Genomic DNA, 15,736 nt, shown 5'->3' with positions numbered 1-15,736 from the left:
CTATAGCCAGCCGCCCGGCCCCCGCCCCCGGCCCCCGCGACCGGGACTGGGGCCGGGACCGGGACCGGGACCGGGACCGAGGCCGGGACCGGGACCGAGGCCGGGACCGGGACTGGGACCGGGACCGAGACGAGGCCGGGACCGGGACTGGGACCGGGACCGGGACCGAGACGAGGCCGGGACTGGGACCGAGACGGGACCGGGACTGGGACCGAGACGGGACCGGGACGGGGCGCAGGACGAACGCCCGGTGACCCGAGCGGATCGACAGTCCTCCGGGGCGGATCGGCAGGGCCGCACTGACGCGCCGCGGACCGAGGCTGAGCGTGTTCCCGCCGACGGCCCGACGCCGGCGGACACGAGAGGGAGAGGAAGGTGAGGCCCGATGGCCCGTTACGACATCGCGCTCATCGGATTCGGCGGCGTGAACCGCGCGCTCGCCGAGCTGATCGCCGCACGCGGAGACGCCCTGGAGGCCGAACTCGGCTTCACGCTGCGGGTGGTGGCCATCACCGACCTGCGGGCCGGATCGCTGGTACGGACCGACGGCGAGGGCATCGCGCTGGCCCCGCTGCTCGCGGTCGCCCCGGGCGAGCTGGACTTCTCCGGCATGCCCGGAGGCAGCCCGGAGCCGCGCAACGCATGGGTGATCCGCGAGGTGCCCGCCGACATCGTCGCGGAGGCCACCTTCACCAACCCCACGGACGGCGAGCCCGCCCTGTCCCATGTGCGCTGGGCCATCGAGGCCGGCAAGCACGTGTGCACCACCAACAAGGGGCCCGTCGCCCTGCACGGCCCGGCCCTGAAGGAGCTGGCGCGGCAGGCCGGGGTGTCCTTCGAGTTCGAGGGGACGGTGATGTCGGGGACGCCGGTCCTGCGCACCGCGCGCCGGATGTTCGGCGGCCTGGCCGTGAACGGCTTCGAGGGCATCATGAACGGCACCTCCAACTACGTCCTCGGCCGGCTGGAGTCCGGGCTGTCCTTCGCGGACGCCGTCGCCGAGGCCCAGACCCTGGGGTACGCCGAGGCCGACCCGACGGCCGACGTCGAGGGGTACGACGTCCAGCTGAAGGTCATGATCCTCGCCAACGAGGTGCTCGGCGCCGAGCTGACCCGCGCGGACGTGCCCTGCACCGGGATCTCCGCGCTGACGGCCGAGGACGTCCGGCGGGCCGCCGCCGAGGGGCTGCGCTGGAAGCTGATCGGTTCCGCCGAGCGGCACGCCGACGGCACGGTCTCCGCCCGGGTCGCGCCGGTCGCACTGCCCGACGGGCACCCGCTGGCCGGGGTCTCCGGCCCCACCAACGCCCTCGCCTTCCACACCGACCTGCTGGGCACCGTCACGGTCGGCGGCCCCGGCGCCGGCCGCACCGAGACGGCGTACGCCCTGCTCTCGGACGTCATCGGCATCCACGACCGGGCCGTCTCCGGCACCGGGATCCTCGAGGAGGCCCACCGTGGCTGAGACCACCGTGCGCACGGTCCCGCTGCCGGTCGGCGACGGAATGTCCCCCGTGCGCAGCCCCTACGACGGCGAGACGATCGGCTCGGTCTGCCTCACCCCGGCCGACGCCGTGGACGAGATCCTGCGGCGGGCCCGCACGGGCCGTACGACGGCCCGCGCGCTGTCCCGCGCCGCCCGGGCCGCCGTCCTCGACGGCGCGGCCCGGCTGATCGAGGAGCGCGCGGAGTCCTTCGCGCGGCTGATCGTCTCCGAGGCGGGCAAGACGATCGTCCAGGCCCGCAAGGAGACCGGACGCGCGGTCAACACCCTGCGCCTGTCGGCGGCCGAGGCGCGGCGCAACGCCGGTGAGGTCGTGCCGTTCGACGCGTACGCGGGGTCGGAGGGCCGCTCGGGCTGGTTCACCCGGGAGCCGCTCGGGATCATCGCGGCCGTCACGCCGTACAACGACCCGCTGAACCTGGTCGCGCACAAGCTCGGCCCCGCGATCGCGGGCGGCAACGCGGTGGTGCTCAAACCGTCCCTGCTCACCCCGCTGTCCGCGCTGCGGCTGGTCGACACGCTCGTCGAGGCCGGGCTGCCGGAGGAGGTGGTGACCGTCGTCAACGGCGGCGCCGAGCTGGGGGCGGCCCTGGTCGCCGCGCCGGACGTGCGCATGGTGTCGTTCACCGGCGGCTTCCGCACCGGTGAGGCCATCGCGCGCTCGGCCGGGCTGAAGAAGCTCGCCATGGACCTGGGCGGCAACGCGCCGGTCGTCGTGCTGGCCGACGCCGACCTGGACGCGGCCGTGGAGGCCTGTGTGTCCGGGGCGTTCTGGGCGGCCGGGCAGAACTGCATCGGCACCCAGCGGATCCTGGTCGAACGGGGCGTGTACGAGGCCTTCCGGGACGCGTTCGTCGCCCGGACGCGGCTGCTGCGCACCGGTGACCCGGCGGACGAGCGCACCGATGTCGGCCCCCTGATCAGCGAAGGGGCGGCGGTCGCCGCCGAGGCCACGGTCGCCGCGGCGCTGGCCGACGGGGCGCGGCTGCTGTGCGGGCACGAGCGGGACGGTGCCCTGTACCCGCCGACCGTGCTGGAGGACGTGCCGGGCACGGCGGCCGTCTGGCGGGACGAGGCGTTCGCGCCCGTCGTCGTGCTGCAGGCCGTCGACTCCTTCGAGGAGGCGATCGAGCGGGCCAACGAGATCGACTTCAGTCTGCACGCGGGGATCTTCACCTCGTCACTGGACCGGGCCATGGCCGCGGCGCGCCGGCTGGAGGCGGGGGGCGTGATGGTCAACGACTCCTCCGACTACCGCTTCGACGCGATGCCGTTCGGCGGCTTCAAGTACGGCAGCATGGGCCGCGAGGGCGTGCGCTTCGCCTACGAGGAGATGACCCAGCCGAAGGTCGTCTGCCTCAACGGGGCCGGGAGATGAGCGGGTTCCGTCTCGAGCGGGACGCGCTCGGGGAGGTGCGCGTGCCGGCCGAGGCGTACTGGGGTGCGCACACCGCCCGCGCCCTGGAGAACTTCCGGGTCAGCGGGGTGCCCGTCGCCGCGCACCCCCACCTCGTCCGCGCCCTGGCCCGGGTGAAGCACGCGGCGGCCCTGGCCAACGGCGAGCTGGGCGTCCTCCCGCCGGCCAAGGTGGCGGCCGTCGCCGCGGCCTGCCGGGAGATCGAGCAGGGCCGGCATCACGAGCAGTTCCGGGTGGACGTCGTCCAGGGCGGCGCGGGCACCAGCACCAACATGAACGCCAACGAGGTGATCGCGAACCTGGCGCTGGAGCACCTCGGCCGGCGGCGCGGGCAGTACGCGCACCTGGACCCGCTCGACGACGTCAACCGCTGCCAGTCCACCAACGACACCTACCCCACGGCCCTGCGTATCGCCGTCGCCGCCGCCCTGGACGAACTGCGCGCCGAACTCACCCTGCTGTCGCGGGCGTTCGCCGCCAAGGGCGAGGAGTTCGCGACCGTCGTCAAGGTCGGGCGGACCCAGTTGCAGGACGCGGTGCCGATGACCCTGGGCCGGGAGTTCGCCGCGTTCGGCGTGACCGTCGCCGAGGACGTCGAGCGGATCGGCGAGACACTGCCGCTGCTGGCCGAGACCAGCCTCGGCGCGACCGCGATCGGCACCGGCATCGCCGCCGAACCGGGCTACGCGGAGGCCGTCGTACGGCATCTGCGGGCACTGACCGGCCTGCCGCTCACGCCCGCCGCCGACCTGGTGGAGGCCACCTCGGACACCGGGGTGTTCCTGCTGGTGTCGGGGGTGCTGAAGCGTACGGCGGTGAAGCTGTCGAAGGTGTGCAGCGATCTGCGGCTGCTCGCCAGCGGACCGCGTGCGGGGCTCGCGGAGATCAACCTGCCGCCGCGGCAGGCCGGTTCGTCGGTCATGCCGGGCAAGGTGAACCCGGTGATCCCGGAGATGGTCAACCAGATCGCGTTCGCCACGGCCGGCGCGGACGTCGCGATCACCATGGCCGCCGACAACGGTCAGCTCCAGCTCAACGCCTTCGAGCCGCTGATCGGGCATCTGCTGCTCCAGCACATCGCCTGGCTGACCCGCGGCTGCGAAGCGCTGCGCACCCTGTGCGTGGAGGGGATCACCGCCAACGAGGACCGGCTCGCGCGCACGGCGGACGCGGCGGTCGGCGCGGTGACCGCGCTGGCCCCGCGCATCGGCCACGAGGCCGCCTCGGCGGTGGCGCGGGAGGCGCTGGCGACCGGGGCCGGCGTGCTGGAGGTCGTCACCCGGCGCGGGCTGCTCGACCCCGAGACCGCGCGGGCGCTCATGGCCGCCGCCGGCTGACCACCCGGGACAGCGCCAGCGCTGTCACCGTGTCCCGTACACCGGGCATCTGGGCGATCTGCTCCCAGATGCCCTGTACGCGTTCCAGGGACGCGGCCTCCACGCTGACCAGCAGGTCGAACTGGCCGCTGAGGACGTCGCAGGAGACCACCTCGGGGATGTGCCGGAGCGCGGCGAGGACGTCTCCGCCGCGCATCCGGTCCTGGCGGTAGACCAGGACGTGCGCGGTCACCGTCCCGCGGTCCGGGCCGTCCGACGGGCGGACGATCGTGTAGCCGCAGATGTGCCCCTGCCGTTCCAGCCGCTCGACGCGCTGGCGCACGGCGTTGCGGGAGAGGCTCACCCGCTGGCCCAGTTCCGCGTGGGAGATACGGGCGTTGCGGGTGAGTTCGCCGATGATCTGCTCGTCGATGGTGTCCATGGTGCTGTCGTCTCCTGACGGGCGAAAGCTCCGGCGGCCGGGTCAGGACGGCCGCCGGAGCTGGTGCGGGGAGGAACGTCGGGCCGAGGAGCCTCAGTCGGCCTGGTGCAGGGCGAAGACACGGGCCGGGAAGCCCGAACCGCCCTGCGGCTTGGGCCAGGTGGCGACGATCAGCGCGCCGGCCTCGGGCACCCGGTCGAGGTGGGCCATCAGCTCGATCTGCCAGCGGTCCCGCTCCAGGACATAGCTCTCCAGGCTGAAGTCGCCCGCGGAGGTGGCGAGTCCCGGGTCGGTGTCGGTCTGCTCATGGCCGATCGCGGTGACCCCGGCCTCCTCGAAGAGGTACCGCAGGACCTCGGCCGACCAGCCGGGGTAGTGGCTGACGCCCTGCTCGTCCTTGTTGGCCATCGCGGCCGGGTCGGGCCAGCGCCGGCCCCAGCCGGTGCGCAGCGCCACGAACGCCCCTTCCGGAACACGCCCGTTGCGCGCCTCCCAGGCCGCCACGTCCTCCAGGGTCGGTACGGCGTCCGGGTCGGCGGCGACGCGCTCGGTGATGTCCAGGACGACCAGGGGCAGGATCATCTCGTCGACGGGTATCTCGTCGAGCGGGCGGGCCCCGGCCACGAAGTGCACGGGCGGGTCGACGTGGGTGCCCCACTGGCCGACGATCGTGTACAGGTGCACGTTGAAGCCGTCGCCGCGGGACATGTCGAAGGGCATCTCGCGCTTCTCGTCCGGGAAGGCGGGGAAGTGCGGCTGGCCCGGGTGGAAGGCGTGGGTGAGGTCCGTCCGGACCGTCTTCGCGAGCAGGTCCCGGTGCAGGGCCCACAGCGGGGGCTCGGTGGTGGTCGTGGTGGTGGTCGTGGTGGTGAAGGTCATGGCAGTGCGTCCTCTTTCTCGGCGGCTTCCTCGGCCGCGCTGTCCAGCAGGTCGATCAGGTGGGCCGGTGCGGTGACGGAGGCGACCGCGCCGGCCGACTCCGCCGGGCCGCCGTACCCCCACCGCACATGCACGGCGGGGATCCCCTCGGCGGCGGCGCTCTCGATGTCGTAGGCGCGGTCGCCGACCATGAGCGGCCGGCGGACGTCCGCGCCGCGCGCCCGCAGCCGGGCCACGCACTCGCGGATGACCCGCCGTTTCGTCGTCCGGCCGGCCGCCTCGGAGACCCCGCAGACCGCCTGGAGCCGGGGCGCCAGGCCGAACCGCCGGGTCATCAGCTCGGCCTGGTCCTCCACCTTCGAGGTCGCGACGCCCATCGGGAGTCCGCGCCGGGCGAGCGCGTCGAGCAGGTCGTGGATCCCGGCGTACGGCGTGGCGGCCGAGGCCCCGTTACGGGCGTACTCGGCGCGGTAGGCCGTGAGGGCCGCGCGTGCCGTGGGCTCGTCGAGGCCGACCACGGTGCGGAAGCTGTCGTACATCGGCGGGCCGACGAGCGCGCGCAGGGCGCTCGCGTCGGGGACCGGGGCCCCGACGGACCGCAGCGCGTGGGCCGCGCTCGCGATCACGCCGGGGGCGGAGTCCAGCAGGGTGCCGTCGAGGTCGAGCAGCACACAGGTGGGCGGCTTCACGCGGTGGCCTCCGGGGCGCGGTGCCGGCCGAACCGCAGCCAGTGGTACAGGTAGCAGCCCGCCACGAACGGGACGCCGAAGTACAGCGCCGTGGCCTGGGCCGGGTCCAGCGCGATGCCGATGAGCGAGGCCAGGCACAGGGTGAGGGCGAGCAGCGGGACGACCGGGTGGAACGGGGCGCGGTAGGCGAGGGTCCGCAGGTCACCGCCGCCGCGCAGGAAGGCCCGGCGGTGCATGAGCTGGGAGGCGGCGATGGACATCCACACGCCGACCGCGGCGAACCCGGCGATCGACACCAGGACGAGGTAGACCGTCTCGGGCGCGGTCACACTGCTCACCAGGGAGGCCAGGCCGCCGAGCATGCTGAGCGAGAGGGCGGTCAGCGGGATGCCGCGGCGGCTGAGCCTGCGCAGCGCCTGCGGGGCCTGCTTCTCCTCCGCGAGGGAGAACAGCATGCGGGCGCAGGAGTACAGACCGCTGTTGCCGGCCGAGAGCAGCGCCGTGATGATCACGAAGTTCATGACGTCGGCGGCGTAGGGGATGCCGACGGAGGAGAAGACGGTGACGAAGGGGCTCTCGTCCAGTCCGACCTTGTCGTACGGGATGGTGGCGGCGATCACCGTGATCGCGCCGACGAAGAAGACCAGCAGCCGCACGACGGTGACCCGCAGCGCCTTGGGGACGGCGGTGGCCGGGTCCTCGGTCTCACCGGCGGCGACACCGATCAGTTCGGAGCCGGAGAAGGCGTAGAAGGCGGCCAGCACGGTGACGAGGACGCCGGAGAAGCCGTTCGGGAACAGGCCGTCCGGGGTGTGGAAGTTCTCCAGCAGGAAGGGGTGGGAGCCGCCCGAGGCCATCGGGTGGAAACCGAACAGGGCCGCGCCGCCGAGCACGATGAGGGTGACCACGGCGACCACCTTCACCAGGGAGAACCAGTACTCGGTCTCGCCGAAGACCCGGGCCGAGAAGGCGTTCACCGCGAAGACGACGGCGGCGAAGACCACGCACCACACCCAGACGCCGACGGAGGGGAACCAGCGCTGCATCAGCAGCCCGCACGCGGTGAACTCGGAGCCGAGGGCGACGGCCCAGGTCAGCCAGTACAGCCAGGCGGTGGTGAAGCCGGTGGCGGGGCCGATCGAGCGGGAGGCGTAGATGTGGAAGGCGCCCGAGACGGGGTAGACGACGGCGAGTTCGCCGAGGCAGGCCATCACCAGCCAGACGACGAAGGCACCCACCAGATAGGCGAGGACGGCACCGAGCGGGCCGGCCTGGGAGACGGTGAATCCGGAGCTGAGGAAGAGCCCGGAGCCGATGACCCCGCCCATCGCGATCATTACGAGATGCCGGGAGCGCATCGTTCGGCGCAGCCCCTCCTCGGGCGGCTGGGGAGCGGAGTCGGTGGCGGCCGGAGGGTTCTCCGGTACGGCTGAGACGGACATGACGGTCTCCTCTGCGGAGCGGGGACGGGGGTGCGGCGTGGGTGTGGGGGGTGATCGGCAGCTCATGGCTGGGGGATGGGGCCACTTTCGACGGGGAGGACCACGGTTCGCGGGGGGTGGGCGCGTGGTGGGCGGCGCGCGGGGTGGGCGGCGCGCGGGGTGGAGCGGGGGCTGCGGGATGGGTCAGGCCGGTGGTGGAGCAGAGCCTGCGGGATGGGTCAGGCCGGGGTGACCAGGTCCAGGGGGGCGGACAGTTCGATGACCGGGATCTCCCAGGGGTGGGCGTCGACGAGGCGGGCGAGGATCCGGGACAGCGCGTCGTCGTCCGTCGCGGCGTCGACGTACGTCGTCACGGCGAGGGTCGAGGAGAGGAAGCGGCCGCCGACCGAGCCGAGGGCGGGCCGGGCGCCGGGCCGGACGGTGAAGCCCTCCGCGCCCAGGGCGACCTCGAAGACATCGCCGTAGACCCCGAAGTCCCCCAGCTCGGGCGAGGTCTCCAGCACTCGCAGCAGCGAGGCGAAGGACTCGTCCGAGCGCAGGACGTCGAGGTCGCCCCGCGCACACGCGGCCAGCGTCGCCGCGCCGACCGGCCAGTAGACCTTGACCGTCCGGACCGTCCGGCGCCGGACGCCCCCGCGGCCCTCGCCCCCGGCGGACCCCCGGTCCGGTCCGGCGGCTTCCGGAGTGATCGTCGTCGTAGCCATGCGTATGCGTCCCTCGATGTTCGGCGGCGGCTGATGCAAGGATGCTAAGCGTGCATTAAATGCACGGCAAGATGCAGATGCTGCACGATTCATGATCTCGACGAACGGTGGCGGTACAGTGCGCACGTGGACTCGACCGTGGTGAAGGGCCTGGAGGCGCTGTCGGCACTCGCCCGGGGAACGGCCGAGGGCCTGCGGCACGGCTCCGCCGCGTCCGTCGCGGAACTGGCCCGCCGGATGGGCCGCGACCGCAGCCAGCTCTCCCGTACCGTCACCGCGATGACCGCGGAGGAGTTCGTCACCCGGGACGACGTCTCGGGGGGCGCCACCCCCCACTGGCGGCTCTACGCGGCGGCCCGCGATCTCACCGCGCACCGCCTGCGCACGGACGGGCTCACCGCACTGGAGGGCATGGCCACCGAGACCGGCGAGAGCTGCTACCTGGGCGTTTTGGTCGGCGACACCACCGTGACCGTCGCCGAGCGGGTGCCCCCGGGCAGCCGGCAGCTCGGCTCATGGATCGGCCGCCCCTACCCGGCCTACTGCAGCGACTGCGGACAGGCGCTGCTGAGCGACGCCGACGACGACGAGGTCGCGGCGGTCTTCGCGCGCACCGAGTTCGCGCCCCACGGCCCCAGGACCCCCACCGACCTGGACGACTTCCTGCGCCGGCTGGCCGAGACCCGTGAGCGCGGCTACTCGATCGTCGACGAGGAGGCCGAACCGGGCCTGTACTCGGTCGCCGTACCGGTCCGCGACTTCACCGACGAGATCGTCGCCGCCGTTCAGGTCGTCGGACCGCGCCACCGCCTGGAACCCAGGACGCAGGAGTGCGTGACGGCCGCTGTGCGCTGGGGCCGCCGCCTCGAAGCGGCACTGCGCGGCGCCTGAGCACTGCCGCCGTCGCCGAAATCTCCCCGCAACACCTATTGACATGACATTTGCCTGGCGGCATCGTACTCGCCTTAGAGCGTGCTTTTAAAGCGCTCTAAATCTACCGCCACCTCCTTCCCGGGGTCTCTGGAGCAAAGGAAGATCAGCGATGTCGTTCGAAGTGCTGACCATGGGCCGGGTGGGTGTGGATGTGTATCCGCTCCAGACCGGGGTGGGGCTGGCCGAGGTCACCTCGTTCGGCAAGTACCTGGGCGGGAGCCCGACGAATGTGGCGGTGGCGGCGGCGCGGTACGGGCGTTCGGCTGCGGTGATCACGAAGACGGGGCGGGATCCGTTCGGGGAGTTCGTGCGGGTGGCGCTGGACGGGTATGGCGTCGATACGGGTTTTGTGGGGGTGTCGGAAGTGGCGCCGACGCCGGTGACGTTCTGCGAGATCTTTCCGCCGGATGACTTCCCGTTGTACTTCTACCGGCTGCCGAAGGCGCCTGACCTGGACATTCGCCCCGATGAGGTGGATGTGGCGGCGGTGTGCGGGGCGGCGGTGTTCTGGGTGACGGGGACGGGGCTGAGCGAGGAGCCGAGCCGGGCGGCGACGCTGGCGGCGCTGGAGGCGCGGGCCGGGGCCGGGGCCGGGGCGACGGTGTTCGATCTGGACTGGCGGCCGGTGTTCTGGGCGGATCCGGACCAGGCGCGGGCGTACTACGTCGAGGCGTTGCGGCATACGACCGTGGCGGTGGGCAATCTCGACGAGGTCGAGGTGGCCACGGGTGAGCGGGAGCCGTATGCGGCGGCGAAGGCGCTGCTGGCGGCGGGGGTGGAGCTGGCGGTGGTCAAGCAGGGCCCCAGGGGTGTGCTGGCCATGGGGCGGGACGGGCTGGCGGTCGAGGTCGCGCCGGTGCCGGTGGATGTGGTGAACGGTCTGGGCGCGGGGGATGCGTTCGGCGGGGCGCTGTGTCACGGGCTGCTGTCCGGGTGGGACACGCGGCGCACGGTGTCGTTCGCCAATGCGGCGGGGGCGATCGTGGCAGGCCGGCTGGCCTGTTCGGAGGCGATGCCGACCGAGTCCGAAGTCAACGCGAAGCTGGATGAGGTGTCCCGTGGTGTCTGAGAAGCTGAGCCGGATCGTGTCCGCCCGGGTCAACGACCCCGGTGCGGTCGCCGCGGCCGCCGCCCGCCGGGTGAGGGCGACTTCGCTGCTGGGTGAGCACGGCAAGGCGATGATCATCGCGGCCGACCATCCGGCACGGGGCGCCAACGGGGTCGGCGGGGATCCCAACGCCATGGCGGATCGTTCGGAGCTGCTGGAGCGGATGTGCGTCGCGCTCGAACGCCCGGGTGTGACGGGGGTGTTGGGCACTGCCGACATCCTTGAGGATCTGCTGCTGCTGGGGGTGCTGGACGGCAAGAGTGTGTTCGGGTCGATGAACCGGGCCGGGCTGGCGGGGTCGGTGTTCGAGATCGACGACCGGTTCACCGGCTACGACGCCGCCACGATCGCGGCGATGGGCTTCGACGGCGGCAAGACCCTGACCCGGATCGCGCTGGGTGACCCGGCCACCCCGTCGGTGCTGGAGAACACCGCCCGCGCGGTCAACGAGCTCAACGACCGGCAACTCATCGCCATGGTGGAGCCGTTCATCTCGGTCTGGCAGGACGGGAAGATCCGCAACGACCTGTCCACCGACGCCGTCGTCAAGTCCGTCACCATCGCAGCCGGACTGGGCCGCCGCACTGCTTATACGTGGCTGAAGCTGCCGGTGGTGGAGGGGATGGAACGGGTCCTCGCGGCCTCCACCCTTCCTGCTCTGTTGCTGGGCGGTGAGGTCAAGGACGCCGAGGCCGCGTTCGCGTCCTGGGGGAAGGCGCTCCGGCAGCCGACCGCGCAGGGGCTGGTCGTCGGGCGTTCGCTGCTCTATCCGGCGGGGGGCGATGTGGCGGGTGCCGTCGACAAGGCGGTGAGCCTGCTGTGAGCAGCAAGTACCACCTGCCGGCCGGTTCGTCGGCCGACGGCCCCTACGACCTGGCGGTGACGCCGGAGTCGGCGGGCTGGGGATACTCCGGGCTCAGGGTCCTGACCCTGGGACCGGGAGAGGCGCACGCCCTCACCACGGACGACTGCGAGTTCCTGGTCCTGCCCCTGACGGGATCCTGCACCGTCACCGTCGGCGGGCAGGTCTTCGAACTCGACGGTCGGCAGGACGTGTTCGCCTCGGTCACCGACTTCGCCTACCTCCCCCGCGAGTCGGAGGCCCTCATCAGCAGCGCGCACGGAGGCGTGTTCGCGCTGCCCTCCGCCCGTACCGAGCAGAGGCGCTTCCCTGCCCGGTACGGGCGCAAGGAGGACGTCCCCGTCGAACTGCGCGGCGCGGGAGCCTGCTCACGGCAGGTCAACAACTACTGCCTGCCCGGCACCTTCGAGGCCGAACAGCTCCTCGTCTGCGAGGTCCTCACGCCCGGCGGGAACTGGTCCTCCTATCCCCCGCACAAGCACGACGAAGCCCGCCCCGGTCAGGAGTCGGAGCTGGAGGAGATCTACTACTTCCAGATCTCCGGCGGTGAGAACGCCTTCGGCTACCAGCGCGTCTACGGCACCTCCGAGCGCCCCATCGACGTACTCGCGGAAGTCCGATCGGGGGATGCGGTGCTGATCCCGCACGGCTTGCACGGGCCGTCGATCGCCGCCCCGGGCTACGACCTGTACTACCTCAATGTCATGGCGGGTCCGGGTCAGGACCGTGCCTGGCTGATCTGCGACGACCCCGCCCACGGCTGGGTCCGTGACACCTGGACCAGCCAGGACGTGGACGACCGGCTGCCCTTCGGAGAACGCTCATGAACACCGTACGACTCACCACCGCCCAGGCCCTGGTCCGCTTCCTCGCCCACCAGTACAGCGAACGCGACGGACAGGAACAGCGCCTGATCCCCGGCGTGTGGGGCATCTTCGGACACGGCAACGTCGCCGGCATCGGCCAGGCCCTGCTGCAGGCCGCCACCACCGGCGAGGCCGACCTGCCCTACTACCTGGCCCGCAACGAACAGGGCATGGTCCACGCCTCCGTCGCCTACGCGAAAATGCGTGACCGGCTCGCGGTCTTCGCCTGCACGGCGTCGACAGGCCCCGGCTCGACGAACATGATCACGGGTGCGGCGCTCGCGACGACCAACCGGCTGCCCGTTCTGCTGCTGCCATCCGACATGTTCGCCACCCGCGCCGCCGACCCCGTCCTCCAGCAGCTGGAGGACACCCGGAGCGGGGACGTCACCGTCAACGACACCTTCCGCGCGGTGTCGAAGTACTTCGACCGCATCCAGCGCCCGGAGCAGCTGATCCCGGCCGCGCTGGCGGCGATGCGGGTGCTGACCGACCCGGTCGAGACCGGTGCCGTCACCCTGGCACTGCCGCAGGACGTGCAGGCCGAGGCCTACGACTGGCCGATCGCGTTCTTCCGGCGCCGGGTCTGGCATGTCGGCCGCCCGGTGCCGGAGGCAGCCGCCGTCGAACGCGCCGCCACCCTCCTGCGCAACGCCAAGAAGCCGCTGATCGTCGCCGGTGGCGGGGCCGTCTACTCGGGTGCGGAGACCGTGCTGCGGGCCTTCGCCGAGGGCACCGGCATCCCGGTGGCCGACACCCACGCGGGCAAGGGCGCGGTCCCCTGGGACCACCCCTACGCCGTCGGCGGTATCGGCTCGACGGGGTCCTACGCAGCAAATGAACTCGCGAAGGAAGCCGACGTCGTGCTCGGTATCGGCACGAGGTACTCCGACTTCACCACCGCCTCCCACACGGTGTTCGCCAACCCGGACGTCACCTTCGTCAACCTGAATGTGGCCCGTCTGGACGCGGTCAAGCACTCCGCCGAACCCCTCGTCGCCGATGCCCGGCTCGGCATCCAGGCCCTCGCCGCCGCGCTCACCGACTGGGAAGTAGCGCCCGAGTACCGACGCCACACCCGCCAGCTCATCGCCCGGACACGGGAGATCGAGGACGCCTGCTTCCACGTCGGTCATGCCCCGCTCCCGGCCCAGACCGAGATCCTCGGCGCGCTGAACGACGTCCTGGACGACCGGGCGGTGGTCATCAACGCCGCCGGTTCCATGCCCGGTGACCTCCAGCAGCTGTGGCGGGCCCGGGACCCCAAGGCCTACCACGTGGAGTACGCCTACTCCTGCATGGGTTACGAGGTCGCCGCCGGTGTCGGAGCGAAGATGGCCGACCCGACGCGTGAGGTCGTCGTCCTGGTCGGTGACGGCTCGTATCTGATGATGGCGCAGGAGATCGTGACGATGGTCTCCGAGGGTCTGAAGGTCATCATCGTCCTGGTCCAGAACCACGGCTTCGCCTCCATCGGCGCCCTCTCCGAGTCCCTCGGCTCCCAGCGCTTCGGCACCAAATACCGCTACCGCAACGGCGACTCCGGCCACCTCGACGGGGACGTGCTCCCCGTCGACCTCGCCGCCAACGCATCGAGTCTGGGCGCGGACGTCCTGCACGCCACCAGCGTCGAGGAGTTCCGCTCCGCGATGGAGAAGGCCAGGGCCGCCACCCGCACCACCGTCGTGCACGTCGAGACCGACCTCTACGGCCCCAACCCACCCGGCCACGCCTGGTGGGACGTCCCCGTCAGCGAAACCTCCGCCCTCGACACCACCCGCGCGGCCCACGACACCTACGCCGCCCACAAGCAGACCCAGCGCCACTACCTGTAAGGAACCCCGCTGTGAACACCCTCCCGCACTGGATCAACGGCGCCGAGGTCACCACCGAGACCACCGCACCCGTGTTCAACCCCGCCACCGGCGCCGAACAGGCCCACGTCGTCCTCGGCGCCGCCCCCGAAGTAGACGCCGCCGTCCAGGCCGCCACGGCCGCGTTCGAGACCTGGCAGGACTCCTCCCTCTCCCAGCGCACCCAGATCATGTTCGCCTTCCGCCAGCTCCTCCTCGACCACGAAGAAGAACTCGGCCGGATCATCTCCGCGGAACACGGCAAGACCGTCGACGACGCCCGCGGCGAGATCACCCGCGGCCGCGAAGTCGTCGAATACGCCTGCGGCCTCGGCGACATCCTCAAGGGCTCCTTCTCCGACCAGGTCTCCCGCGGCATCGACGTCCACAACTTCCGCCAGCCCCTCGGCGTGGTGGCGGGCATCACGCCGTTCAACTTCCCCGCCATGGTCCCCCTGTGGATGCACCCCATCGCCATCGCCACCGGCAACACCTTCATCCTCAAGCCCAGCGAACGCGACCCCTCCGCCGCCAACTTCATCGCCGACCTCTACCAGAAGGCCGGCCTGCCCGACGGCGTCTTCAACGTCATCCACGGCGGCAAGGACGCGGTCGACGCGATCCTCACCCACCCCGGCATCGAAGCCGTCTCCTTCGTCGGCTCCACCCCCATCGCCAAGTACGTCCACGAGACGGCCACCGCCCACGGCAAACGCGTCCAGGCCCTCGGCGGCGCCAAGAACCACGCCGTCGTCCTCCCCGACGCCGACCTCGAATTCGCCGCCAACCACATCACCGCCGGCGCCTACGGATCCGCCGGCGAACGCTGCATGGCCGTCTCCGTAGCCATCGCCGTCGGCGACGCAGCCGACCACCTCGTCGACATCCTCACCCTCAAGGCGAACGAGGTGAACGTCGGCCCCGGCAACACCCCCGGCACCGACATGGGCCCCCTCATCACCAAAGCCGCCCAAGAGCGCGTCGAGAACGCCGTCACCACCGCCCACGCCCAAGGCGCCACCCTCGTCGTCGACGGCCGCGGCCTCAAGATCGAAGGCCACGAGAACGGCTTCTTCACCGGCCCCTCCCTCCTCGACCACGTCACCACCGACATGGACGCCTACAAGGAAGAACTCTTCGGCCCCGTCCTCGCCATCCTCCGCGTCGACTCCCTGGACGAAGCCATAGCCGTCATCAACGCCAACCCCTACGGCAACGGCACCGCCCTCTTCACCAGCTCCGGCGAAGCCGCACGCCGATTCCAGCGCCGCATCAAGGTCGGCATGATCGGCATCAACGTCCCGGTCCCCGTCCCCATGTCCTACTACAGCTTCGGCGGCTGGAAGGACTCCCTCATCGGCGACCACCCCATCCACGGCCCCGAAGGCATCCGCTTCTACACCCGCCCCAAGGTCGTCACCACCCGCTGGCCCCAACCCACCCAGCACATCACCGCCGGATTCACCTTCCCCACCAGCAACTGACCCGCTCCCCTCCCCCCTCTCCCCCGCCCCCGGCCCGCCCTGTGTCCGGGGGCCTTCTCCATGATTGGGACCCCTCATGACTGTGCGCGTAGGAGTGATCGGCGCCGGCTGGATCGGCAAGGAACACATCCGTCGGCTGACAGAGACCGTGACCGGTGCCCGGGTGACCGCGGTCACCGACATCGACGCGGCCCGGGCCACCGAGGCCGCCGCACCGGCAGGCGCCCGGGTGCTGCC

15 protein-coding genes are annotated in these 15,736 nt (G+C 71.9%); 10 read left to right on the top strand and 5 right to left on the bottom strand.

Annotated features, from left to right (window positions below):
• Window positions 1-385 precede the first annotated feature (385 nt).
• The 3 genes from ABZ490_RS49335 to ABZ490_RS49325 are packed head-to-tail and all read left to right on the top strand — an operon-like array spanning window position 386 to window position 4,258.
• Window positions 386-1,465 carry a homoserine dehydrogenase gene (locus ABZ490_RS49335; protein ID WP_359006627.1) on the top strand — a complete coding sequence of 360 codons (1,080 nt, stop codon included), beginning with the start codon at window positions 386-388 and terminating at the stop codon, window positions 1,463-1,465.
• A complete protein-coding gene (locus tag ABZ490_RS49330; protein WP_359006624.1) occupies window positions 1,458-2,882 on the top strand; it encodes an aldehyde dehydrogenase family protein in 1,425 nt (474 codons plus the stop codon). The genes ABZ490_RS49335 and ABZ490_RS49330 overlap by 8 nt, the downstream gene beginning before the upstream one ends.
• Entirely contained in the window at window positions 2,879-4,258 is a 1,380-nt protein-coding gene (locus tag ABZ490_RS49325; protein WP_359006621.1) for an aspartate ammonia-lyase, read from the top strand. Before ABZ490_RS49330 ends, ABZ490_RS49325 begins: the two co-directional genes overlap by 4 nt.
• On the opposite strand, the gene ABZ490_RS49320 is transcribed toward ABZ490_RS49325, so the two are convergent.
• The 5 genes from ABZ490_RS49320 to ABZ490_RS49300 form a co-directional block, all read right to left on the bottom strand.
• Entirely contained in the window at window positions 4,239-4,679 is a 441-nt protein-coding gene (locus tag ABZ490_RS49320) for an Lrp/AsnC family transcriptional regulator (RefSeq protein WP_359006618.1), read from the bottom strand. The two genes, ABZ490_RS49325 and ABZ490_RS49320, sit on opposite strands and share 20 nt — an antisense overlap.
• A gap of 93 nt (window positions 4,680-4,772) precedes the next feature.
• Window positions 4,773-5,558, bottom strand: coding sequence for a cyclase family protein (locus ABZ490_RS49315; protein ID WP_359006615.1), 786 nt, complete (start codon window positions 5,556-5,558; stop codon window positions 4,773-4,775).
• Window positions 5,555-6,247 carry an HAD hydrolase-like protein gene (locus ABZ490_RS49310; RefSeq protein ID WP_359006612.1) on the bottom strand — a complete coding sequence of 231 codons (693 nt, stop codon included), beginning with the start codon at window positions 6,245-6,247 and terminating at the stop codon, window positions 5,555-5,557. The genes ABZ490_RS49315 and ABZ490_RS49310 overlap by 4 nt, the downstream gene beginning before the upstream one ends.
• Window positions 6,244-7,689, bottom strand: a complete 1,446-nt coding sequence (locus tag ABZ490_RS49305; protein WP_359006609.1) for an amino acid permease — start codon at window positions 7,687-7,689, stop codon at window positions 6,244-6,246. The genes ABZ490_RS49310 and ABZ490_RS49305 overlap by 4 nt, the downstream gene beginning before the upstream one ends.
• Window positions 7,690-7,907: 218 nt before the next feature.
• Window positions 7,908-8,393 (bottom strand): hypothetical protein, encoded by a 486-nt coding sequence (locus tag ABZ490_RS49300; protein ID WP_359006606.1) that lies wholly within the window; start codon window positions 8,391-8,393, stop codon window positions 7,908-7,910.
• A gap of 126 nt (window positions 8,394-8,519) precedes the next feature.
• Between ABZ490_RS49300 and ABZ490_RS49295 the strand changes: the two genes are divergently transcribed.
• From ABZ490_RS49295 to ABZ490_RS49265, 7 genes are all read left to right on the top strand, one after another.
• Window positions 8,520-9,284 (top strand): IclR family transcriptional regulator, encoded by a 765-nt coding sequence (locus ABZ490_RS49295; RefSeq protein WP_359006603.1) that lies wholly within the window; start codon window positions 8,520-8,522, stop codon window positions 9,282-9,284.
• A 151-nt stretch (window positions 9,285-9,435) separates the two neighbouring features.
• Window positions 9,436-10,395, top strand: coding sequence for a 5-dehydro-2-deoxygluconokinase (iolC, locus tag ABZ490_RS49290; RefSeq protein ID WP_359006600.1), 960 nt, complete (start codon window positions 9,436-9,438; stop codon window positions 10,393-10,395).
• Window positions 10,385-11,257 (top strand): aldolase, encoded by an 873-nt coding sequence (locus tag ABZ490_RS49285; protein WP_359006597.1) that lies wholly within the window; start codon window positions 10,385-10,387, stop codon window positions 11,255-11,257. Before iolC ends, ABZ490_RS49285 begins: the two co-directional genes overlap by 11 nt.
• On the top strand, window positions 11,254-12,123 hold the full coding sequence (iolB, locus tag ABZ490_RS49280; RefSeq protein WP_359006594.1) for a 5-deoxy-glucuronate isomerase: 870 nt from the start codon (window positions 11,254-11,256) through the stop codon (window positions 12,121-12,123). The genes ABZ490_RS49285 and iolB overlap by 4 nt, the downstream gene beginning before the upstream one ends.
• Entirely contained in the window at window positions 12,120-13,997 is a 1,878-nt protein-coding gene (gene iolD, locus ABZ490_RS49275; RefSeq protein WP_359006591.1) for a 3D-(3,5/4)-trihydroxycyclohexane-1,2-dione acylhydrolase (decyclizing), read from the top strand. Before iolB ends, iolD begins: the two co-directional genes overlap by 4 nt.
• A gap of 11 nt (window positions 13,998-14,008) precedes the next feature.
• A complete protein-coding gene (locus ABZ490_RS49270; protein ID WP_359006588.1) occupies window positions 14,009-15,499 on the top strand; it encodes a CoA-acylating methylmalonate-semialdehyde dehydrogenase in 1,491 nt (496 codons plus the stop codon).
• 76 nt (window positions 15,500-15,575) lie between these two features.
• Window positions 15,576-15,736, top strand: a 161-nt coding sequence (locus ABZ490_RS49265) for a Gfo/Idh/MocA family oxidoreductase (protein WP_359006673.1), incomplete at its 3' end; no start/stop codon positions are given.

The sequence above is a fragment of the Streptomyces sp. NPDC005811 genome (genome assembly GCF_040630405.1).
In the GTDB taxonomy this organism is placed as follows: Bacteria; Actinomycetota; Actinomycetes; order Streptomycetales; family Streptomycetaceae; genus Streptomyces.
This window is presented reverse-complemented; position numbering and strand designations above follow the sequence as displayed.

What these genes read in the sequence shown, in the direction of transcription:
- ABZ490_RS49335 (WP_359006627.1), top strand. Translation starts at nt 386, where the DNA reads ATGGCCCGTTACGACATCGCGCTCATCGGATTCGGCGGCGTGAACCGC.
- ABZ490_RS49325 (WP_359006621.1), top strand. Translation starts at nt 2,879, where the DNA reads ATGAGCGGGTTCCGTCTCGAGCGGGACGCGCTCGGGGAGGTGCGCGTG.
- ABZ490_RS49320 (WP_359006618.1), bottom strand. Translation starts at nt 4,679, where the DNA reads ATGGACACCATCGACGAGCAGATCATCGGCGAACTCACCCGCAACGCC.
- ABZ490_RS49315 (WP_359006615.1), bottom strand. Translation starts at nt 5,558, where the DNA reads ATGACCTTCACCACCACGACCACCACCACGACCACCACCGAGCCCCCG.
- ABZ490_RS49305 (WP_359006609.1), bottom strand. Translation starts at nt 7,689, where the DNA reads ATGTCCGTCTCAGCCGTACCGGAGAACCCTCCGGCCGCCACCGACTCC.
- ABZ490_RS49300 (WP_359006606.1), bottom strand. Translation starts at nt 8,393, where the DNA reads ATGGCTACGACGACGATCACTCCGGAAGCCGCCGGACCGGACCGGGGG.
- iolC (WP_359006600.1), top strand. Translation starts at nt 9,436, where the DNA reads ATGTCGTTCGAAGTGCTGACCATGGGCCGGGTGGGTGTGGATGTGTAT.
- iolD (WP_359006591.1), top strand. Translation starts at nt 12,120, where the DNA reads ATGAACACCGTACGACTCACCACCGCCCAGGCCCTGGTCCGCTTCCTC.